The following is a 23,303-nucleotide window of genomic DNA, read 5'->3' on the forward strand; positions in this document are numbered from 1 at the left end:
ATGCGCTACCCATGTATAAGTGGCGCATATGCAAAATTTAGGCTGCGAGGACTAAAGCTCTAAATGTTTATCTAAAAAAGCCAATACAGTTTGATAGTAAGCCAAGCGGTGCTCCGCTTTATAAAAACCATGCCCTTCATTTTCAAGCAAATAATATTGGTAAGGTTTATTGGCCTTTTTCAATGCTTTGATCATTGCCTCAGCATGTTCGATAGGCGCTCGTTCATCATCGCCACCATGCACGATCAAAACTGGTGCGTTTATTTTATCCGCATTACGTGCCGGCGAAAATTGTTCCAGAGCCTTTTCATCTTCACCTAAAACAACTTTCAAATATTTAATGCCTGCACTGACTCTCGACGTGTCACCTTCTTCAAACATCATGGGTAAGTCGTAAATACCGACGACACCAATGGCACATTGAAACTTATCTGGCGCAATAATGGCACTTTGCATCGCCGAATAGCCACCAAAGCTGGAACCCATAATGCACATATTTTCAGCGTTTGCGTACCCTGCTTCCACAACGTAATCAACGCCATCTAAAATATCATGCTGAATTTTTCGGCCCCACTCTTGATGTCCTGCAAACTCGAAATTCAACCCATAGCCACCTGAGCCTCGAAAATTCACTCTGAGCACCGCCATGCCTCGACTTGCGAGCAACTGCGACTCTGTATCATAGTCCCAGTAATCTCTGGGGCCATGGGGGCCTCCGTGCGGCATCACCACTAAAGGTAAGTTTTTATGCGGTTTGTTATTTGGCAATGTTAAATAGCCATGAATGTCAAGTCCGTCGCGACTTTTAAACTTAATCGGTTTCGTTTCTGCCATCCGGGCTGGATCTATCCAGATGCGAGTAGAAAACAAATATTGTAGCTTTTTCTTTGTTTGGTCATATAGATAATAGTCACCTGGGTTGCGATCGTTCGTCGCCAGTACCAAGTGTTTATCACCACTGCGAGTTGAACTTATAAGACGAAGTTGATGGCCGTCTATACTTTGTAAGAGCGATTTAATACTCGTACTTAGTGGTACCTTTTCATCTGTAAACGCGTAGGTTGGATAACCTGGATCGAGTTCAATGGCGAACAACTTTTTACTTACCGGGTCAACCCATATTTTACTCGGTGAAACGTCATTATCTTTGTAGATTAAGGAGAGCTCTTGCGTCGACAAGGAAAGCTTATACAGACCATCTGGCTCGCCATTTTCAGAGCCTGTGACATAAAGCCCATCGCCACTGCCATCTAGTGCATGCAACCGCATATTCTGTAAAGGCGTCTTCAACTCCAGCGTTTGCCAGCCACTTTTTCCTTTGATTTTTTGATATATTTCACCGGTAACAAAGTCATCTGTTGCGGTCGCAAAACGGACATTTCCTTCATGATCAGTTAGAAAATCTGCGTTCTTTTTTGGCGCTCGTGTAATCATATTGCGCTTGCCAGATTTCACATTGACTTTGTAAATTTGCATTGTCGGTTCTTTTGAACCATTCCAAGGGTATGTATAAATCAACATGTGCCGCTCATCATTAATGAGCGGATCTAAAACAAAGGAGGTGCCATATAATGCAGTGCCTTTTTGGATCCGAGTGCCTGTTTGCCCTTCCCCTTGATAGCCTGCTAGATAGCGGCCAGATTTACCATTTGCATTTACACTGTATAGTTCACCATAATAGTCTGGGTGGTCTGTCCAGCCTTTTACGTACTGCTTTTCAATGACAAGGCGCTCATCATTCACCCAATGGTAATTACCAACTTGGGCGTTACTTTCAAACCGAATCGCAGACAGTAGACTGTAATCCTTTACTTGTAACACGCCTAAAATATTTTTGCCTTCAACTTTAGAGATGAAACTAATGTATTCACCACCTGGCGACAGCTTTACATTGGTGTATTCACTGCCTTTACTAAAATGCTCAACAGGAATTGGTGTTGTTTCGACTGGAGGGGTTTGTTGTGTTGCGACAGCACTAAAAGTCGTGCCAATCAGTACTATGACACTGAGTAGTCGTATCATAATCTAGGGTCCTTTACATTAGATTTTGACCCAATTTTACATATAGTTAGGGTAAAAAACTACCAATCAATCATGCGATAGAGAATGTAAAACCGCTGGCATGTATAACGTTCTCTATATTGATTTTTAGATTGCTCTAAACTCAGGTCGGTAATAGACCCCACTATCAAACACCCAAGCGGTCACCAAACTCGCTGGTGTCACATCGAAAGCTGGATTAAACACAGACGCATTTTCGGGCGCCCACTGACACTCACCAAAACTGCCGCTAACCCCCGTTACTTCTGTTGCGCTGCGTTGCTCAATCTCAATTTCGCTCCCCTGCGCACAATTTGCATCAAATGTGGTTTTAGGTGCGACTACATAAAATGGAATGTTATGGAACTTCGCCAAAACTGCTAAGTTATAGGTACCCACTTTATTGGCGAAATCTCCATTTGCCGCGATACGGTCTGCCCCCACAAAAATTTTATCTACTTTTCCTGCAGCCATCAGCGAAGCGGCCATGCTATCGCACAGCAAAGTATAGGGGATTTGCCACCGTGCTAATTCATAGGCAGTTAATCGACCACCTTGCAACAGTGGTCGTGTTTCATCGACCCAAACATGAATATTGGCGAGCTGCTTCGATGCCGTATAAATCACTCCTAAGGCAGTGCCAATACCTGCAGTAGCCAATGCCCCAGTGTTGCAGTGAGTAAGAATATTGTCTCCAGCTTCAACCAATTCAACACCGTGCTCGCCAATGCGCTGGCATAACGCGACATCTTCATCAAAAAGCCGTTCAGCACTTTGGACAATAGCACCTGCATATTGATTTTGCTGTAGTGCTTGTCTCAGGCAATCCATACAGTGCTTTAGGTTTACGGCGGTCGGACGTGTCGCCTCTAGCGCATCGATTGCCTCACATAGTTGCGACTTTTCAGCTCCTTGTTCTGCTAAATATGCCACCAGCAAAGTTGCAGCAAGTCCAATGAGTGGCGCACCTCGAACTTGTAAGTTATTGATAAGGCTTTGCATGCTGGCAACGTCTTGACAAGTATGCCACACCTCTTGGTGCGGCAGTAAATATTGGTCTAGCACTTGGACTTTACCGCCTTGGTATTTAAGGCTTGCAGCAATAAGCTCTTTCATATTTTTCACTAACTTTTATAAGGCAAATTATGATGCTTACGCATTCTACATAAAGATCCAAAGATGTATAGACATCTAAACACTTAAAAATATAGAATGCCAAAATAAATGAAAACTATTAGGTAAGTGACAGTGAGCAAATACCTCGCCTTTGATAATGAAACTGCGCTCGATTATATCAAATCGCTTGGGCTGTTCTTTTCTGAAGATGCGCAGCTATCCTGCTATGAATTTGGTGATGGCAATCTGAATTTAGTATTTAGAGTTATAGATCAGGCCAATAACAGCATCATTCTAAAGCAAGCACTGCCCTACGCGAGATGCGTTGGAGAAAGCTGGCCATTAACGTTAGATAGAGCACGTATTGAAGCCCATGTACTGCAAAGGCATGGAGCGGTTTGCCCAGACCATACAGCTAAGGTGCTCCATCATGACAGTGAGCTAGCGGCCACTGTACTTGAAGACCTTGGTGATATGGCTATCTTGCGAAACGAACTCATCGCAGGTCGAAATTTTGATAACTTAGGTTATGATGTTGCCAATTACCTTGCTATTACCAGTTTTTATCACTCTGATTTTTATCTCGATCCACAAAATAAAAAAGCACTTGCCCAAACATTTACCAACCCTGAGCTATGCGCTATCACAGAAGACTTATTTTTTGACGACCCTTATCGTGAATGTGAGCGTAATAACTTCCCAGCCGCCTTGACTGAACAAGTTTTACAGCTTAGACAAAATGCAGCCCTGCTTTGTGTCGTTGCGCGCTTAAAAGCAAAATTCCTTTCGTCCCCACAGACCCTGCTACATGGAGATGTACATACTGGGAGCATTTTTATAAGCTCGGAGAAGACCAAACTTATCGACCCTGAATTTGGCTTTTTTGGTCCAATAGGCTTCGATTTAGGCTCATTTATAGGAAACTTGTTACTCAATTACTGCGCCCAAAATGGCCGGGTAAAAGAAGCACCGAAACGTCGAGATCTGCATTCATATTTGCTCAATACTATTTCCACTTGCTTGCAACAGTTCGAACAACAATGGCATACACTGGCTCAGCAACATGGCCGAGATCTCGCATTAAAAGCACCTGGGTACATTGAGTTATTTTTGCAAGAGGTGTTACAAGATGCGATGGGATATTGTGGAACCGAACTGGTGCGACGCACCATAGGTCTGGCGCATGTTGCCGATATTGCTGAGATTGAAGACCAGTCGCAGCGGCTACTGGTTCAAAAGCAATCGCTGCAGCTTGGCGAACAACTCATTCTAAATGCTAAGAGTTGTCGCACAACAGATGACTTTTACCAGCTCATCATTAGTTTTGTGCACTAAATAATAAGGCCGCATTAAGCGGCCTTATTATTCGCTACTATTGAGTTTGCAAAGTTTGAGCAATGTACTTATCTATTTGCGCTTCTAGAATAAATAGCGGTACAGAACCATTTTTGAGAATCTGATGATGGAACTCTCGTAAGTCAAATGCCCCGCCTAATTGTTTTTCAGCTTTCGCACGCAACCGTTTAATGGTTAATTCTCCCACCTTGTATGAAAGTGCTTGCGCCGGCCATGAAATATAGCGGTCAGTTTCCGTTTTAACGTTGTGTAATGATAAGGCGGTGTTGTCTTGCATAAACTGCATCACTTGCTCACGTGTCCAGCCAAACATATGCACACCGGTGTCAACAACCAGTCTGGCCGCACGCCACATTTCGTATGTCAATCTGCCAAAATCACTATAAGGGTCTTGATAGAAGCCCGCTTCAATACCTAAGTATTCAGCATACAAGCCCCAGCCTTCTCCAAATGCTGAAATGTACGCTCGTTGTCTATATTCAGGTAAATGCTCTAGCTCTGCGTTCAGCGATATTTGTAAGTGATGCCCAGGTACCCCTTCATGTAGCGTCAGCGCCTCTAAAACGTACAATGGCCTTTTATCCAATGCATAAGTATTTACCCAATAATATCCCGCATCGGTATCTTTATTCGGGCCCACATATCGACCAGTGGTGTATTTCGGTGCAATACTGTCTGGCACCGGTGCTACCCCATAAGGCAGTCTCGGTAGGGTATGAAATAACTGAGGCAATTTTGCATCCATCTTTTTAGCGATGAATGATGCCTCTTTAAGTAGCTCAAGCGGTGTTTTTGCGTAAAAACGAGGATCGGTACGTAAGAAATGTACGAATTCGGAAAAACTCCCCTCAAACCCTACTTGTTTGATAATTCTGTCCATCTCCGAGCGAATACGCGCCACTTCTTTTAGACCCAGTTCGTGAATTTCCTTAGGCGTCATGTCTGTGGTTGTGAAATGCTTTGCACGGTTAATATAAAATGCTTCGCCATCCGGCACGCTAGACCAAGCAATATTCTCTCTGGCGTTTGGTCTGTATTCATTAACGAAAAAGTCATGATACTTAAGATAAGAGGTATTGACGTAAGCTTCAATTACTCGCTTAGCTTCATTTTTTAGTTCCGCAAATTCTTGTTCTGGTAGATTGGCTTGGTTACTTAAAAATGGCGCAAAGTAAGGTGACTTTTCAATGTCACTCCCTTGGGCAACAAATGCCATAATGCTGTCTTCAAAACCCTTTAAAACCACCTTAGGCTGTGTAAGACCAATATCCAAGCCCTGCTTCATCCAGTAGATATTCTGTTCAAAATATCTCGGCAATTGCTTCATACGCGCAATGTATAACTGATATCCCAGCTTTGAACTGTAATCATGTCTTTGGATCATAAACCGTAATGCGCTGTGAAAACCATATTCCGAAGATAGCGGCACGTAATGTCCTTTAAACTGGTAGAGGTCTAGGCGGTTTTGTATCTGTGCACGCAATATCGCCAAATTGATTTGATTCTCTTCACTCAATTTTGTCTTGTCTAAGCTGTCTAATCGCGCTAGAAAGTGAATTCGCTGCTCATTTAGCGCCGCAAGATATTCAGGTGTTAAGTTCGACAATAGATACTCGGCGTTGAGGTCTGTGAGGCCTTCTGCATAGTGTTTGGTACGAAAATCCATGACTTGCTCAGCAAGTTGAGAGAAAGACTCATTAGGATTAGAAGGTGTGATCTGACACGCTGTCAATGAGAGTGCTAATGCAATTGCACTAAGTGGTTTTCGGAGTGAATTTAACACTACAGGGTTCCTTAACTTTCGCTGTGGTTTGCACCTTAACGAAGCCTGTTATCAAGATGCAAATTTAATCGACCAAGCATCTTAGTCATGCGACTAGTCTGGTGCAAGACAAAGTGCAAAAGGTAAAGTTGTTGATAAATTCACCTAATGAGATTAAATGTATATATTTTCCACCCTAAAAACGCAAATTTTACTTTTAAATTGTCGCAATTGCGATTAATGTAGCCAAACTTCAACTAGGATGAAATTATGACCCACGCCAAAGGATACTAGCGCTTCAAGATTAACTGTAATATTTGGTAATTAAGTACATGATGTTTCATGATCCAATGGCGCTAGCGCAAGAAAAAATGACGAAAGTCTGCCATTTTTTGGAACAGCATCACCTTCCACCCACACCTCTTAACTACCAGGTCACCTATACCTACATCAGTCGCAGTAACCCGGATTTGGTTGAGCGTCTTGATAGAGATCTACGCAATAGCATTACCATTGATAACGTATACATTGAGCAACTCTATTTCGAGTTTATTTACGCAGAGCATCAGGCTGAGCTCGCGGTCTTAAAAGAAGTAGACAACGTAATTGATGAGTTGACCGTATCCAGTGCTCGCTCACAACAAAGTATCAAGCAATTTAGCCAGCAGATAAAAAACTGCAGTCATGCTATAACCAATCAGGACTCTGCAACTAGCAAACAAATACTCGCTGAATTTGCGTTGCATACCGAACGTTTACTAGAACAACAACAACGCTTCAAAGCCAGCCTACAAAAAGCCAGCAAAACGCAAAATGAGCAAAAACAAGCTCTCAGCCATATTCGCAAACAGCGCCTCATAGATCCGCATACGGGGTTATACAAGCGCCATTACTTAAGTCAAAAAGCTGATTTATGGCTGGATCAGGACAAAGCTTTGTGTGCCATTTCAATTCAAGTTGATAACTTGGAAGAGTTTACGGCTAAATATGGCGATGTTATCGGCGAAGCCGTACTTCAACGCATCGCACATAAGATAAAAAAATACGTGGTAGAAAGTGGCATACCTGGGCGCACAGGCAAGCAAGAGTTTACTATTTTACTTGCTGACATTGAGCCTGAAACCGCACAAATCATCGCTGCGAAAATTCGCCAAGGCATTCAAAAGCTCAAATTTGTCAGCAATCGCGGTAATGTACAATTCCCTGAGTTACAACTGGCTGTTGGTATTGCAAAGCGGCAAACCGAGGCTGACTTCAATGAGCTCGCAAGTAAAGCCTCTTTTGCGGCACACAAAGCGCTGGCTTTAGGCAGAGATTGTTACATTTCAGGTGCCATTTAATAGCACCCAAATCAATAAATATTTGATTAATTGCTGTCACTATAAATTGCACCAACATATCCCTATCAAGTACACTATGCGCATCTAAACTGTGTCAGCAAGGCCAACATGAAAGAAGAAAATCAAGATACCACACACTTTGGTTATAAAACTGTCGAGTCCAATCAAAAAGAGTCACTGGTTGCAGATGTTTTTCATTCTGTCGCAGCCAAATACGACATCATGAACGACTTTATGTCATTCGGTATTCACCGTTTATGGAAGCGTCAAACAATTGCATGCTCTGGTGTTCGTAAAGGCCATAGGGTGCTTGACCTTGCTGGAGGCACAGGCGATTTAACGGCTAAATTTAGCCAGTTAGTCGGTGACACAGGCCAAGTTATCTTGGGGGATATAAATGACTCTATGCTAAAAGTCGGCAGAGACAAACTGCGCGATCTTGGTCTGGTCAATAATATTGAATACGTGCAAATGAACGCACAAGCACTGCCTTTCCCAGACAATAGTATTGACGTCATTACGATCGCATTTGGTTTGCGTAACGTAACAGATAAAGACGAAGCGATACGCTCGATGTATCGTGTTCTTAAGCCTGGGGGTCGTTTACTAATTTTAGAGTTCTCTAAAACGGACAACGAGGCACTGTCAAAGCTTTATGACTTCTACTCTTTCAATATTTTACCAACCATGGGTAAGCTGGTCGCAAATGACAGCGAATCATACCGTTACCTAGCGGAATCAATTCGTATGCACCCAGACCAAGAAACTCTGAAAGGCATGATGGAAACTGCAGGGTTTGAGCAAGCTAGCTATCAGAATTTTACTGGTGGCATTGTTGCACTGCACAGAGGGTTTAAGTACTAGTATAAAGGATAAAAGTTATGTGGATATCTGTGCTAACAGCCGTTGCTGAACAAGTTGTAAATCGTTTAATCACACTCGAGCCAGTGCTAAAACAAGATTTGCGTGATGCCGAGCACAGAGTATTGGCGATTACACTCACCGACTTAAAGATCTCTTGTGCATTTCATTACAATGGTGAGCATTGCTTTGTATATGGCAACTATCAGGACAGTGCCGATTGCCACATCACAACTTCTTTAGACACAGTTTCTGAGCTGAAAGATCCAAGCCAATTAACACGCCTTATTCGCGCAAATAAATTGGACTTAGAGGGAGATATCCATCTCGCTCAGGCTTACAGCAAAGCTTTCTCCAACTTAAAAATTGATTGGGCTGAACACCTATCTCGCTATCTTGGCGATGCGGGGGCACAACAGTTAGTGAACAGTTTGGGACAAAGTAAGGCCCATGCTCAAAAACACTGTGAGACCTTTGAGCAAATCTTTACACAGCTATGCCAAGATGAGCTTAACGTCACCGTTCACCCGCTGGAGTTGGAGCAGTTTAAATCCCAAACAAGGGCGCTGTCGCAGCAGTTGACTGCGCTTGAGCAACGCTTCAACGCACTAACCGATTAACTATTAAGGAGCTGGAATTGTCCATCGCTCGCCTCTACCAAATAGGTAAGACCTTTCTCAATTACGGCCTAGATGAGCTGTTACCACAACAATTGCAACCTTGGTATGCGAAGCTGCTACGCAAAGTACTATTTTGGCTACCCAACAAACATGCCGATAAATCGGCAGGGGCAAGACTGCGTCTTGCACTACAAACGCTCGGACCCGTATGGGTCAAGTTTGGCCAAATGCTGTCAACCAGACGAGACTTACTGCCACCTGATATCGCAATAGAACTGGCCGAGTTGCAAGACAATGTTAAGCCATTTTGCGGCACAGATGCGCAAAAACTCATCGAAAAAGCGCTGGAAATAGATGATATCGCAGCGCTATTCGAACAATTTGACCAACAGCCTTTGGCATCTGCATCAATTGCTCAGGTTCACAGCGCTAAACTCCACACTGAAGATGGCTTAAAAGATGTCGTGATTAAAGTCATTCGTCCAGATATCGAAAAACAAATCCTTGCAGATCTGTCTTTAATGGAGCAATTTGCAAAGTTACTTGCTGGCCTAGTGAGTGAAGGACGTAGGCTACGTCCAGTAGAAGTGGTGAGAGAGTACAGAAAAACCCTACTTGATGAACTGGACCTCATGCGAGAAGGTGCTAACGCCATTCAACTTAGAAGGAACTTTGAAGGCTCCGAGGCACTCTATATCCCCGAAGTTTATAGTGAGTATTCACGCCAGAATGTACTGGTCATGGAGCGTATTTACGGGATCCCCGTCTCTGATACCGAGACTCTTATCGAACAAGGTACTGACATGAAACTCCTCGCAGAACGAGGCGTTGAAGTCTTTTTCACTCAGGTATTTCGCGATAGCTTTTTTCATGCTGACATGCACCCTGGAAATATATTTGTCTCCTATGAGACCCCTCATAATCCGAAATACATTGGCATAGATTGCGGTATTGTTGGCACACTTAATCGCGAGGATAAGCGATATTTAGCAGAAAATTTCATTGCTTTTTTCAATCGAGACTATCGCCAAGTGGCACAATTGCACGTTGACTCTGGGTGGGTACCCGCGGACACCTGTGTAGAAGAGTTTGAGTTTGCGATTCGGACTGTCTGTGAACCTATATTCAACAAACCTTTGGCAGAAATTTCGTTTGGTCACGTATTGGTCAACTTATTCAATACTGCAAGAAGGTTTAATATGGAAGTTCAGCCTCAGCTTGTGTTATTGCAAAAGACATTACTCTATGTTGAGGGCCTTGGCCGTCAGCTATATCCACAGCTTGACCTATGGAAAACCGCCAAGCCATTTTTAGAACACTGGGTTCAAGAGCAAGTAGGACCGCTGGCTGTGGCAAAGAAAATGTATCAAAATTTGCCATTTTGGGCAGAGAAAATGCCAGAGCTGCCTGACTTAATTTACCAAAGTTTGAAGCGTCAAAACCAACGACCTCAAGCGGTATCTAACGGCCTAAGTAAACAAACAGTGCAAAGTATTTTACTCGGTATGGCCGCCTCAGCTTTGGCAATTATATCCGGCCTATGTTTTATCGCTGAACTGCATGGCGCCAGTCTCTTTAGTGCAATCGTTGCGCTATTGATATTTATCAGTGCATGGCGTAAAACAGGGTGATATTTTACGCACTCGGCGTATAATCGAGTTAGACCTTACAAATAACATGAATAAATGGAGTAACTATGGGATTCGGCGGTATTAGTATTTGGCAATTATTAATTGTATTAGCAATCATAGTATTACTTTTTGGCACAAAGAAATTGCGTGGCCTTGGTGGAGATCTGGGTAATGCCGTAAAAGGCTTTAAAAATGCCATGTCAGATGAAGAAAATAACTCTAAAGAGTCAGATAAGCCTCAAGAATCAATTCAAAATCAGACTCAACAAAAAAGCAGCACTACGAACACTGAAACTGACAAAGACAAGGTGTGATTAGATGGGCATGTGGGAGCTAGTTGTCGTCTTGATAGTCGGCTTAATTGTTTTAGGGCCTGAACGCCTACCGGTTGCGATAAGAACGGTGAGTCGTTGGATAAAAACCCTTAAATCAATTGCTAACTCCGTGAAAGCGGAAGTAAATGAGGAACTCAGGGTTCACGAATTACACTCAAATCTAAAAAAAGCAGAACAACAAGATATGAGTAATTTGGCACCCGAGCTACAAGAGTCCGTTGACGAACTCAAAAAAGCTGCACAATCGGTTCGTCACAGTTATCAGGACAAATCCGCGGCTCCACCTTCCAAAAAAGATTAAACACTAAGAAGTAACAGGAATTTTCATGTCCGATACGGCAACGAGTGGCTTTATTAGCCACCTGATTGAACTTAGAGATCGATTGATCAGAGCACTAGCAAGCATCTTAGTGATTTTTCTTGCTCTGGTATATTTTGCCAATGATATTTATGCGTTTGTAGCAAACCCACTGGTCTTAAGCTTACCTGAAAATACCACCATGATCGCAACTGATGTGACCGCGCCTTTCTTTGCGCCTTTTAAACTCACATTGTTTATCTCTTTATTCCTTGCAATTCCCTTTATATTGCACCAAGTTTGGGGGTTTTTAGCACCGGGACTGTACAAACATGAAAAGCGCATGCTCATGCCTATCTTGCTTTCTAGCGTCGTCCTTTTCTACGCAGGCATTGCATTTTGCTACTATGTTGTTATGCCCATTATTCTTGGCTTTTTGACAGCCGCTGGCCCATCTATGATGACCTTGTCACCGGATATCAGCAGTTATCTGGCCTTTATTTTAAAACTATTTTTCGCTTTTGGAGTGGCCTTCGAGATTCCGGTGGCCATTATGCTATTGTGCTGGAGTGGTGTAGCCACAACACAAGGCCTTAAAGAAAAGCGTCCATATATTGTCGTCGGGGCTTTTGTTGTGGCAATGTTCCTCACTCCCCCAGACGTGTTGTCTCAAACTCTGTTGGCTTTGCCAATGCTGCTCTTATTCGAAATCGGAATAATTTTAGCTGGCATATATAGTAAGAAGTCACAGCAACAGGAAATCAATAATGAATAGAATTATCGCAGTACTTGCTCTTGGTTTATCAGTTTCGGCCAATGCCAAAACCGTTGACATCGCTGCTTTGCAATCGTGCACGACGATCCAAAATGCGTTGAAACGTCTAGTGTGTTTTGATGATGCGATGGCTGGTAACCAGAATGCTGGTAACCAGAGTGCTGGTAACCAGAGTGCTGTTACAAACAGCCAACAACAAGTCGTAGCTAACCCTACACAAGTAACTGCACCAGTAACAACAAGCGTACCTGCGCAATCAGCAGAGCAAAAATTTGGCCTCGAAAATAAAGTAAAAGAGAAACTAGCCGATATCGATAATTTGACGATTGAAGTGGTCAAATTAAAAGAGTCAGCTCGTGGCGTACGTACATTCACACTCGCTAATGGACACGTTTGGAAACAGCTTGGCAGCGATTCATTTTTTGCTAAAGTAGGCGACAATGTCACCATAAAACGAGCTTCTTTTAATTCATACCTAATGAACAAAACTGGTTCAAATCGCTCAATCAGAGTAAAAAGACTACAGTAAATGCAACATAATATTATCGACGCTGGTGTTAACTTAACCAGCTCTCAATTTGATAAAGACAGAGAATCTGTTCTAGAGAGAGCTAGAGATGCCAATGTCGCAAATATGCTACTCATAGGGTGTGATATTCAGTCTAGCATTGATAGCCAAATAATGGCCAAATCCTATGGTTTTTGTAGTACCGCAGGTGTGCATCCACATGACGCAAAGGATGCACCTGCCAACTTGCTCTCTCAACTTAAAGAACTAGCAAGTTTAAAAGAAGTCGTGGCCATTGGTGAATGTGGCCTAGACTTTAATAGAGACTTCTCTCCTCGCCCTATTCAAGAGCAGGTGTGTGCAGCACAGCTGCAATTAGCAGAACAACTCGCCATGCCAGTATATTTACACGAGCGAGATGCCCACACGCGCTTACGCGCCTTGCTCTCAGAAGTCGATGTGAATGGCGTTTTGCACTGCTTTACCGGTGATAAGCAAGCGCTCAAATACTATTTGGATTACGGCTTAATGATAGGTGTCACAGGTTGGGTATGTGACGAAAGGCGTGGTCAACAGCTCCGAGAGCTGATTGAGTATATTCCCAATGATCGGTTATTAATTGAAACAGACTCACCTTACTTACTTCCCCGTACACTTAAGCCTAAGCCAAAATCGAGACGCAACGAACCTGCATACCTCCATGAAGTTGCAGGGCAGATCGCGAGCTTGAAAAAGACCACCTCAGAGGCAATCGCAAATTGTAGTAGCGAGAACTTTAATGCCTTATTTTCACCACAAGTAATGGACCACAACGCATGAGAATGATGCTGCTGTTGTTAGTAATACTAACCAGTTGGTCAGCATTTCCTGCTAAGACTGAGGCACAGAGCAGCGTGAGCAATGCCTTTTCATTACCCACTCAATTCCGCCACGAAGCTGCGCTTCCTTTCAGCTATACGGTCACAAAAAACAACAACATAAATGATTTACTAGCAAGTGATCCCAACTGGCAACAACATGATGCTGGCGCTTTAAACCTAGGTGAAGTAGACGATCATGTTTGGCTCAAAGTTATACTAAAAAATGACAGCCTTGTAGAAATTCCACTGCTACTGAGCATCAACAATAACCTGCTAGATAGTATTACAGCTTATATAATGCAGGCTAACCATTCTATTCTTACCTTAGATTTAGGTGATAGCCGCCCACTTGTTCAGAGACCAATTAAACATGAAGCTCAGTTAGTCCCTCTGGAAATTCCTGGAAAAAATCAAACTATCGTGTATTTAAATGTACGTCATCATGGTGCATTGAATATCCCTTTAAGTTTGTGGCATCCAGTTGAGTACTTGAAATATAAAAGTAAGTTTAATCTCATCTACGGCATACTCGCCGGGTTTATTCTTGCAATGATAGCCACTAACTTTATGATGTATAGCTTCACACGCCGCAAATACTTTCTGCATGGCACGCTATTACTGACAAGTGTTTGGTTATTGTTAGTACATTTATATGGCTTTGGTTATCGATATCTATATGCTGACTGGCAATGGATGCAGCAATATGGCCAAAGTATTTTGGTGCTACTTTCGACGCTTTTACTGATCCCGATACAGCGCAGCGCGATACTGCCTGTGTCTCCTCAGGGCAATACCGATAGCATACTCAAATATCTATTATTGATAGGTAGCTTAGTTACCATCACCTGCACACTCTTACCTATTTCATTAGCAATGAAACTCGCTTATGTATTTGCGATATCATTGGTTCTGTATTTTTGCACGATTACAATTTTTGCAAAGACTACAAAGCTAAGCCATAAACTCGTCGTGACTAGCGTTTATACTGCATTGCTAATTTCTCTGTGTTATCAATTCGGCTTTGAACTAGGACTACTTTCTGGTGCATTGTTAGAGCGCCCTGTTACTTACTTATGTTCCCTGTTTTTATGTACCTATGTCAGTTATATCTTAGCCAAACAATATATCGCAGAGCGCGAAGCACATATTAAACAGCAAGAACATAAACTGGCCAAGACACGAGCGGAAGATGCACTGCTCAAAGAGAAGCTCATCATTCAGGAACAAGCTAGAGAGGATCTTGAGAGTAGTATTGATGAGCGCACATTTGAGCTGCAGGTCACATTACGAGAATTAGAAGAGAAAAACCGTGAGCTCGAAAAGCTTAATATGGAAGACCCACTCACGAAGGTTAAAAATCGTCGCTATTTTGATAAACGCCTAATGATGGAAGTACGCCGTTCTAGACGAGAGCAAACGACGCTCAGTGTCATTATGCTCGATATTGATCACTTCAAACGAGTTAATGACGTCTATGGACATCTTGCTGGCGACCATACAATTTGTGCCTTTGCACAAAGCATCCAACAACATTTGAAGCGACCACATGACGAGGTTTTTCGCTACGGTGGTGAAGAGTTTGTGATCCTATTACCAAATACCAGCCAACAAGGCGCACAAGAGATTGCTGAGCAAATTAGGCTCTCTACTGAGCAGTGCGTGGTAAACATCGCCGACCAAGCGATTCGCTTTACTACCAGTGCAGGGGTGTATAGCGCAATAGCAACAGACACTCAAAACCCCACTATTTTTACCGATTTGGCCGATAAAGCACTTTATGAGGCAAAGCAACAAGGCCGAAATCGTGTTTGTATATATCAACATAAGCAGGAGACTTAACGTGGCTCAATCAGGACTAGATCTATTTCCTTATACGCGCATGCGCCGCATGCGTCGTGATGACTTCTCGCGACGTTTAATGTGTGAAAACACACTAACAGTTGCTGATCTAATTTATCCTGTCTTTGTCTTGGAAGGAAAAAATCGCCGTGAAGCGATACCATCAATGCCAGGTATTGAACGCCTTTCAATTGACTTGCTGATCGAAGAAGCGACACAACTGCAAGAGTTGGGTGTACCAGCTATTGCTATTTTCCCAGTAACACCAGCGGATAAAAAATCTCTTATGGCAGAAGAAGCGTATAACGCTGAAGGGCTCGCACAAAGAACTGTCCGCGCACTAAAAGAGGCTTGCCCGCAACTTGGTGTGATCACAGATATTGCCTTAGACCCATTCACTGTGCATGGACAAGATGGCATTATTGATGAAAATGGATATGTTATTAATGATGTTACCACCGAAGTCTTAATAAAACAGGCACTATCGCATGCTGAAGCTGGTGCTGACGTCGTTGCCCCTTCTGATATGATGGATGGCCGCATCGGTGCGATCCGAGATGCACTTGAAGAAGCCGGACATATCCACACTCGAATCATGGCCTACTCAGCAAAATACGCCTCAAGCTATTATGGTCCTTTCAGAGACGCAGTAGGTTCAGCAGGTAACCTAAAAGGTGCTGATAAAAAGACTTACCAAATGGACCCAGCTAACTCAGATGAAGCGCTACGCGAAGTAGCACTCGACCTACAAGAAGGCGCGGACATGGTTATGGTAAAACCAGGAATGCCTTATTTAGACGTCGTACGAAGAGTAAAAGATGAATTTGGTGTACCAACCTTTGCTTACCAAGTCAGTGGTGAGTACGCCATGCATAAAGCCGCCATAGATAACGGTTGGCTAGCTGAAAAACCGACGGTTATGGAGTCTTTATTGGCATTTAAACGTGCAGGCGCTGACGGCATTCTGACTTACTTTGCTAAACAAGTCGCAATTTGGTTGAATGAAAAATAGCGTATAGCTCGACATGAAAAAGAGCAACACCGTTGCTCTTTTTTAGCTGCATCACGTCATCTAAATTTGCTCAAAAAGTTAATCTCTTACCTTTACTCCTTTATCCTCAATTACCATCTAAAACAGTCTGCACACTCTTCCATTGAGGTACCTAACACTTCTCAATGGGCAAATTAGTTGCTCACCTTGAAAACACAAAGAGACCTAGAGAATAAAACGGCATCAGTACCAAGCATGCACCGAGGCGGGTGTCACCTTCCATGGATATCTCTTAAACCGAGTCCAGTACGACAGCTGAGTAGTACTGCCAAGATTAAGTATTAAATCCTAACCAAGAAGGCAGGCTAAATTAAAATGAAAAGGTGAGTTTACAGGACCTAAGGAAAAGTATTGCCTGATAGAGGCTTTGCCATATAAAACAGCCAATTAACAAACACTATTTGAGTATTATCATCAACTCGATAGAGATCTATGCAATAAATCTATTCAGCGACAGTGATACGCTATTTTGAATAAGAAAAGGCTCGTAATTAAAGGGAGTGACCATACTTTAACGGTAAGAAAGCTTACTATGCAGGATTGATTTTTTATGGTTCGGGATACTGCCTTATATATCCTTTAATAGCATTATAATAAACCAATGTTTTTAATAGTAAAAAAGCGCCAAAGGCGCTTTTTTATGCTTTCACTTGCGACGGTACTTCACCGATTAATTCACAGTCAAATAGTTTGGCCGCTTTCTGTATATCTTCTATATCAACAGACCAAAACAAGAACATCACTTTCTTTTTAGACTTTAGCTCCACAGATAAGATGTTTGCACCCAAGAGCTTTGTCACTTTAATCGCAGCGATTTCATCATGATGCAAGTAATGCGTTTTTGATAAGTATTTATAACTAAAGCCCGCTCTATCAATGTGTACATATCTTTTCTTCATTTGGATAAGCAGCAGCGAGGTAACTATAAACAGTGTACTTGCACCAACGATTAAATTGGCTACTTGCGAAACTCCAAGACTTGAAAATAATATATAGAATAATGCGGTTAGTAGTATTTGTATCGAATATACAAACCAGTTAATTCGCAAATTGATTGTCTTCATGAGTACCTCCGAATTTTACTCAACTCATCAACGTAATACTAATAGCGGGATATGATAAATTCGCACTGTTCCTAAATCAAGCATGAAAGTCTTTTTTTCTTCAACAATATATCAATTGCAATGAATCCGAATACTTTTATGAATTCTTGCATAAATCACTAAAACAAAATAAAAGCCCTTTAAAATTAAACAATTAAGTAAATAAATGTAAATTCATAAAAAATATCTTTAACCAAATACAACAGGTTAACAATTGCAAATAATTTCATTTATTGAAACAAAGCTAATTATTTCATGAACTTATAAAATAATGATATTTTTGAGTAATATTATTTATAAATAAAAGAGTATAAAAAATGGTAAAACCATATTTTGGTACTAAAAACAAATATAAAATCCAAACTTTATAATGATTTATTTAAAATAAGAAATTAAACATAAACGTTTTGTTAGGTGATGACTTGAAGCGTCAGAATTGCAAAATTTGGCATATAAAGTATAGACATAAAAAAACCGCCTTTCGGCGGTTTTTCTAAAAGTCAGCTTAAGTATAAATTACTTAGCAGCTTTCTTTTCTTTCTCAGCTGCGATTACCGCGTCAGCAACGTTTTGCGGACATGGTGCATAGTGAGCGAATTCCATTGAGAACTGACCACGACCAGACGTGATAGTACGTAGGTGACCAATGTATCCGAACATTTCAGATAGAGGTACTTCACCCTTGATACGAACGCCCATTGCGCCAGCTTCTTGGTCTTTGATCATACCACGACGACGGTTAAGGTCACCGATTACGTCACCTACGTTGTCATCTGGCGTGAATACGTCAACTTTCATGATAGGCTCAAGAAGTTGTGCACCCGCTTTAGGGATAGACTGACGGAAAGCACCTTTAGCAGCGATTTCGAATGCGATTGCTGATGAGTCAACTGCGTGGAAACCACCGTCGAATAGCTCAACTTCAACGTCAAGTACAGGGAAGCCAGCTAGAACACCTTCTTCCATCATTGACTTGAAGCCTTTCTCAACTGCAGGCCAGAATTCTTTAGGTACGTTACCACCAACAACTGAAGATGAGAACGTGAAGCCAGAACCAATTTCGCCAGGCTTGATGCGGTAGTCGATCTTACCGAACTGACCAGAACCACCAGACTGCTTCTTGTGCGTGTAGCTGTCTTCAACTTCTTGCGTGATAGTTTCACGGTAAGCAACCTGCGGCTGACCAACAACTAGCTCAACGCCGTAAGTACGCTTAAGGATGTCTACCTTGATGTCTAGGTGAAGTTCACCCATACCTTTAAGGATAGTTTCACCTGAATCTTCGTCAGTCTCAACCTGGAATGACGGATCTTCTGCAACCATCTTACCGATAGCAATACCCATCTTCTCGTTACCACCTTTATCTTTAGGTGCAACAGCGATAGAGATTACCGGATCAGGGAAGATCATCGCTTCTAGTGTACATTCGTGCTTAGGATCACATAGAGTGTGACCAGTTTGAACGTTCTTCATACCTACAACTGCGATGATGTCACCCGCTTGTGCTTCAGTAAGTTCGTTACGCTCGTCTGCTTGCATCTCAACCATACGGCCGATACGCTCAGTTTTACCAGTTGCAGAGTTAAGGATCGTGTCACCTTTTTTCATGCGACCAGCGTAGATACGGATGAACGTAAGTGCACCGAAACGGTCGTCCATGATTTTGAACGCAAGCGCTTTAAGTGGCTCATCAGCGTCAACTGTCGCAACGTCACCAGTAGGCTCACCAGTTTCAGGATCAGTTAGAGGCTGAGGATCAACTTCAGTTGGAGACGGTAGGTAGTCTACAACTGCGTCTAGTACTAGCTGCATACCTTTGTTCTTGAATGCAGAACCACAGAAAGTTGGGAAGAAAGCAAGGTCACGTGTACCTTTACGGATACAAGCTTTGATTTGCTCTAGTGAAGGAGTTTCACCTTCCATGTATGCTTCCATTAGGTCGTCGTCTTGCTCTACAGCAGACTCAACTAGCATCTCATGGTACTCTTCAACTTTCTCAACCATGTCAGCTGGAACGTCAGTGATTTCGTAGTTTTCTGGTAGGCCAGTCTCGTCCCAGATGTATGCTTTCTTTTCTAGTACGTCAACAACACCTGTGAACTGATCTTCGATACCGATTGGAAGAGTCATAACTAGTGGGTTTGCGCCAAGTACTTTTTCTACTTGACCTACTACGCGGTAGAAGTCTGCACCCATACGGTCTAGTTTGTTTACGAAGATACAACGTGCAACTTCTGATTCGTTCGCATAACGCCAGTTAGTTTCTGACTGTGGCTCAACACCACCAGAACCACAGAATACACCGATACCGCCGTCTAGTACTTTAAGTGAACGGTAAACTTCAACTGTGAAGTCAACGTGTCCAGGAGTATCGATAACGTTTAAACGGTGGCCTTTCCACTCACAAGTAACAGCTGCTGACTGGATAGTAATACCACGCTCTGCTTCCTGTTCCATGAAGTCAGTAGTTGACTCACCGTCGTGTACCTCACCAGTTTTGTGAATTTTACCAGTAAGCTTTAGAATACGCTCAGTGGTGGTAGTTTTACCCGCATCAACGTGCGCGAAAATACCAATGTTTCTGTATTTCGATAAATCTGCCATTGTTTTACTCTATTTAAAGTAGAAAAATTATTCGGCGGGAGTATATCACCTCTTTGGGCGAACATCATCCTTGAAGTCGATTAAAATGCAGTCAATTTGCAATTAAAACGCATTCATTGCCATATTGCATTGTTGAACTAGACAAAATAAGCCAAATAAAGGCTTAATCGCCGTCAATAATGTCTCCGACTTGGCCTAAGACTGAGCCCTCACCTTGACGGCTACCGCCTTGCTTTGGTGCACACTCTAGGACTCTATCTGCCAATCTAGAGAATGGTAAGCTCTGGATCCAAACAGTGCCATGGCCACTTAAAGTCGCCAAAAACAACCCCTCACCACCAAAGAACATACTCTTGAGACCTTTAACACGCTCAATATCAAACTCAATGCCTTCGCTAAAGCCCACAACACAACCAGTGTCAACTTTGAGTGTCTCACCATTGAGTTGTTTTTCTACAATCGTACCGCCAGCATGCGCAAATGCCATGCCATCACCTTGTAGATGCTCCAAGATAAACCCCTCTCCACCAAAGAACCCTGCTCCCAGTTTACGCTGAAATGCGATGTCGACTTTGGTACCAAGCGCTGCACACAAAAAGGAGTCTTTTTGTAGATACACGGATTCACCTAACGTAGACATATCAAGTGCCAAAATGGAGCCAGGAAATGGTGCTGCAAACGCAACTCGCTTTTTACCACTGCCCTCATTAGTAAAGTGCGTCATAAATAAGGACTCACCACTGATCAAGCGCTTACCAGCACTGAATAGCTTACTCATAAACCCTTGATCGACGTCCGCGCCATCGCCCATTTTGGCCTCAAAACTAATGCCGTCTTGCATGTAATTCATTGCACCCGCCTCTGCTATCACCGTTTCATTGGGATCAAGCTCAACTTCAACCATCTGCATAGACTCACCAATGATTTCGTAATCAATTTCATGGCAACGCATAACACTCTCCTTTATATTTGTTTAGTTGCTTCTGGTACCGCTTACCGCTTCTAACTTAGTCTAATTCGTCAATCTTCGATACAAGTTCAAAGTGCACTTGCGCCTAAAACCAAATAAATAGCCCTAAAACCAACGCGACCCCCAACAACGGCACACAAACCGTCAACACAGCAAGAGGCCAATAAGCATCTTGATGCTTTTCACCGCAAATGGCTCTAACAGTTGTCACCACATACCCATTATGTGGCAGTGTGTCGAGTGCCCCCGAGCTTATGGCAACAACTCGATGCAATTGATTAGCATCTACACCCAAATCTAAATAATGAGGCGCAACCAAAGGCAATGCGATTGCTTGGCCTCCAGACGCTGAGCCTGTCAAAGCGGCAATCACGCTAATTGCGATGGCTGCACCTACTAGTTCATTACCCGGAATTGAAGTCATTAGTGCAACTGCTTCTTGGAATGCTGGCGTTCCTTTGGCAACAGCACCAAACCCAACCACTGCAGCCGTATTGCCAATAGCTACGAGCGCACCTGTTGTTCCTAAATTAATCGCCTGGGTTAAATTTTTAAAATACTTAAAGTTAATGGCACAGATAGCAAGTACCCCGCCTAATAGCGCTACGATAAGTGCGCTTTGTTGCAATTGTTCATGAAGAAAGAACGACAAAAGTAAAACCACAAGTAAGGGGATTAAACCTGTAATCGGATGAGGTAAATGACGCTTATCTTCAATTGGATCACCGTCTCTAGCAACAAATTGCTCACCATTATTGACTGCTTTTTTTATCATTTTAACCAAGAGAAAATAGCCTAATACCGCCATAAATAGCGCCACGACTAAACTTTCTTGCCATGCTGCATAAGGTGATGTCCCCAAATACTTGATAGGGATCCAGTTTTGAATTTCCGGTGATCCAGCCGAAGTCATGGTAAATGTCACCGAACCAAACGCCAACACCGCGGGAATAAAGCGTCTTGGTAAATTGGCGTCCTTAAATAAACTAAGTGCCATTGGGTATACAGAGAATGCGACAATAAATACACTGACCCCTCCATAAGTCAGCAATGCACACGCCAATACGATAGCAAAAACCGCATGTTTCATGCCTATTTTATCAGTAATGTATCGCGCAATTGCATCTGCGGCCCCCGTATCCTCCATAAATTTGCCAAATAAAGAACCGAGCAAAAACATAAAAAACCAAGCTTGTATAAATCCACTAAAACCCGACATATACAAGGACACAAAATCTTGTCCAGACGTATCGTTAAACAGAGACAAATGGCTACTTAATGCCACAACAAGCGCGCACAAAGGCGCTGAAATAAACAAATTCATACCGCGCAGAGTCAGCCAAATCAGCCCTGACAATGCCACAATAAGCCCCAATGTACTGAGCATTAAACCACCTCTTTTGTTATTTTTATGTAACTGTTATACGCCGAAATACACATGAAATAAAGTTTAGGAAGCGACCATGCTCGACAAAATTTTAAGTAGCACTTCGGTCCACTTTATGACGAATAAAAATTAAATGAGAATTATTTTCAAAAAGATATTGACACCAAGCTTAATGTTATTGATAATCAATCTCAACAAAGTAAGTGACGGTTTATTTTGTTGAAGTACTCTATTTTGTTTCTCGACCCTGAAACACGTTGAGCGAACGTTATACGCTAGGTTAAAGCTAGGTATTTTACGCCCCTAAATTATCAAGCAAACAACCGACTATTTTACTTGCTACATTGCTCATATCAGTGACGGTAGATATGACACTAAAAGCCCGCTCGACCCGCGGGCTTTTCTATTTCTGCATCCATACTTTTTTGACTTTTGATAAGCACTGAGATTTCATAAAACGTCCAATCCAAGCTGTTAATTAACAATTACAACCCAACTGTGCACAACACAAAAATACAAATGAGAATTATTTCCAAAAAGATATTGACTTAGATCAAAATACAATTGATAATCAATCTCAACAAAGTGAGTTGACGGCTTATTTTGTTAAGTACGCTAAATTGTTTCAAGACCCTGAAACACGTGATGCACACGTAAAATGCATAGGTTGCAGATGCTTTGCTCTAACGCCCCTTAAAGTAAAGCATACTCAACCCACTTACTAATTTTTACTTGCTACATTGCTCATATCGGTGACGGTAGATATGATCATTAAAAGCCCGCTTAAGCGGGCTTTTTTATTGGTAAAATTCCAGTTTTAATCGGCAACCCAGTTAAACTTCAATAT

19 protein-coding genes are annotated in these 23,303 nt (G+C 42.4%); 12 read left to right on the forward strand and 7 right to left on the reverse strand.

Going from position 1 to position 23,303, the window contains the following annotated elements:
• Positions 1–51 precede the first annotated feature (51 nt).
• Together N475_RS06810 and mtnA are read right to left on the reverse strand one after the other, a co-directional pair.
• Positions 52–2,022 carry an alpha/beta hydrolase family protein gene (locus N475_RS06810; protein WP_063357358.1) on the reverse strand — a complete coding sequence of 657 codons (1,971 nt, stop codon included), beginning with the start codon at positions 2,020–2,022 and terminating at the stop codon, positions 52–54.
• A gap of 126 nt (positions 2,023–2,148) precedes the next feature.
• On the reverse strand, positions 2,149–3,156 hold the full coding sequence (gene mtnA, locus N475_RS06815; protein ID WP_063357357.1) for an S-methyl-5-thioribose-1-phosphate isomerase: 1,008 nt from the start codon (positions 3,154–3,156) through the stop codon (positions 2,149–2,151).
• Positions 3,157–3,288: 132 nt separating this feature from the next.
• Here mtnA and mtnK point away from each other — a divergent pair, with 132 nt between their 5' ends.
• Positions 3,289–4,491: an S-methyl-5-thioribose kinase gene (mtnK, locus tag N475_RS06820; RefSeq protein ID WP_063364929.1), complete on the forward strand. Its 1,203-nt coding sequence runs from the start codon at positions 3,289–3,291 to the stop codon at positions 4,489–4,491.
• A 37-nt stretch (positions 4,492–4,528) separates the two neighbouring features.
• Here mtnK and N475_RS06825 read toward each other — a convergent pair whose 3' ends face one another.
• On the reverse strand, positions 4,529–6,295 hold the full coding sequence (locus N475_RS06825; RefSeq protein ID WP_063357355.1) for a DUF885 domain-containing protein: 1,767 nt from the start codon (positions 6,293–6,295) through the stop codon (positions 4,529–4,531).
• 311 nt (positions 6,296–6,606) lie between these two features.
• On the opposite strand from N475_RS06825, the gene N475_RS06830 reads away from it, so the two are divergent.
• From N475_RS06830 to hemB, 11 genes are all read left to right on the forward strand, one after another.
• The gene (locus N475_RS06830; protein WP_063357354.1) at positions 6,607–7,614 is read left to right on the forward strand and encodes a GGDEF domain-containing protein; all 1,008 of its coding nucleotides are present in this window, start codon (positions 6,607–6,609) and stop codon (positions 7,612–7,614) included.
• A 108-nt stretch (positions 7,615–7,722) separates the two neighbouring features.
• Positions 7,723–8,478 carry a bifunctional demethylmenaquinone methyltransferase/2-methoxy-6-polyprenyl-1,4-benzoquinol methylase UbiE gene (ubiE, locus tag N475_RS06835; protein ID WP_063357353.1) on the forward strand — a complete coding sequence of 252 codons (756 nt, stop codon included), beginning with the start codon at positions 7,723–7,725 and terminating at the stop codon, positions 8,476–8,478.
• A gap of 17 nt (positions 8,479–8,495) precedes the next feature.
• A complete protein-coding gene (locus tag N475_RS06840; RefSeq protein ID WP_063357352.1) occupies positions 8,496–9,095 on the forward strand; it encodes a ubiquinone biosynthesis accessory factor UbiJ in 600 nt (199 codons plus the stop codon).
• A gap of 17 nt (positions 9,096–9,112) precedes the next feature.
• Positions 9,113–10,726 (forward strand): ubiquinone biosynthesis regulatory protein kinase UbiB, encoded by a 1,614-nt coding sequence (gene ubiB / locus N475_RS06845; protein ID WP_063357351.1) that lies wholly within the window; start codon positions 9,113–9,115, stop codon positions 10,724–10,726.
• Between the two features lie 65 nt (positions 10,727–10,791).
• Complete coding sequence (gene tatA / locus N475_RS06850) at positions 10,792–11,040, forward strand: Sec-independent protein translocase subunit TatA (protein WP_063357350.1); 249 nt, start codon at positions 10,792–10,794, stop codon at positions 11,038–11,040.
• A 4-nt stretch (positions 11,041–11,044) separates the two neighbouring features.
• Complete coding sequence (gene tatB, locus N475_RS06855; protein ID WP_063357349.1) at positions 11,045–11,362, forward strand: Sec-independent protein translocase protein TatB; 318 nt, start codon at positions 11,045–11,047, stop codon at positions 11,360–11,362.
• Positions 11,363–11,387: 25 nt separating this feature from the next.
• The gene (gene tatC, locus N475_RS06860; protein ID WP_063357348.1) at positions 11,388–12,134 is read left to right on the forward strand and encodes a twin-arginine translocase subunit TatC; all 747 of its coding nucleotides are present in this window, start codon (positions 11,388–11,390) and stop codon (positions 12,132–12,134) included.
• Positions 12,127–12,663 carry a hypothetical protein gene (locus N475_RS06865; RefSeq protein ID WP_063364930.1) on the forward strand — a complete coding sequence of 179 codons (537 nt, stop codon included), beginning with the start codon at positions 12,127–12,129 and terminating at the stop codon, positions 12,661–12,663. Before tatC ends, N475_RS06865 begins: the two co-directional genes overlap by 8 nt.
• A complete protein-coding gene (locus tag N475_RS06870; RefSeq protein ID WP_063364931.1) occupies positions 12,664–13,461 on the forward strand; it encodes a TatD family hydrolase in 798 nt (265 codons plus the stop codon).
• Positions 13,458–15,341: a sensor domain-containing diguanylate cyclase gene (locus N475_RS06875; RefSeq protein WP_063364932.1), complete on the forward strand. Its 1,884-nt coding sequence runs from the start codon at positions 13,458–13,460 to the stop codon at positions 15,339–15,341. The genes N475_RS06870 and N475_RS06875 overlap by 4 nt, the downstream gene beginning before the upstream one ends.
• A 1-nt stretch (position 15,342) precedes the next feature.
• Positions 15,343–16,353, forward strand: coding sequence for a porphobilinogen synthase (gene hemB / locus N475_RS06880; RefSeq protein ID WP_063357344.1), 1,011 nt, complete (start codon positions 15,343–15,345; stop codon positions 16,351–16,353).
• A 677-nt stretch (positions 16,354–17,030) separates the two neighbouring features.
• Here hemB and N475_RS06885 read toward each other — a convergent pair.
• The 4 genes from N475_RS06885 to N475_RS06900 form a co-directional block, all read right to left on the reverse strand.
• Complete coding sequence (locus N475_RS06885) at positions 17,031–17,456, reverse strand: hypothetical protein (RefSeq protein WP_063357343.1); 426 nt, start codon at positions 17,454–17,456, stop codon at positions 17,031–17,033.
• Positions 17,457–18,011: 555 nt separating this feature from the next.
• The gene (gene fusA, locus N475_RS06890) at positions 18,012–20,099 is read right to left on the reverse strand and encodes an elongation factor G (protein ID WP_063364933.1); all 2,088 of its coding nucleotides are present in this window, start codon (positions 20,097–20,099) and stop codon (positions 18,012–18,014) included.
• 163 nt (positions 20,100–20,262) lie between these two features.
• Positions 20,263–21,051, reverse strand: coding sequence for a TIGR00266 family protein (locus N475_RS06895; protein WP_063364934.1), 789 nt, complete (start codon positions 21,049–21,051; stop codon positions 20,263–20,265).
• Positions 21,052–21,154: 103 nt separating this feature from the next.
• Positions 21,155–22,456, reverse strand: coding sequence for a GntP family permease (locus N475_RS06900; protein ID WP_063357340.1), 1,302 nt, complete (start codon positions 22,454–22,456; stop codon positions 21,155–21,157).
• Positions 22,457–23,303: the final 847 nt, after the last annotated feature.

Origin of the sequence: Pseudoalteromonas luteoviolacea DSM 6061, from assembly GCF_001625655.1 — a bacterium.
GTDB classification, from domain to species: domain Bacteria; phylum Pseudomonadota; class Gammaproteobacteria; order Enterobacterales; family Alteromonadaceae; genus Pseudoalteromonas; species Pseudoalteromonas luteoviolacea.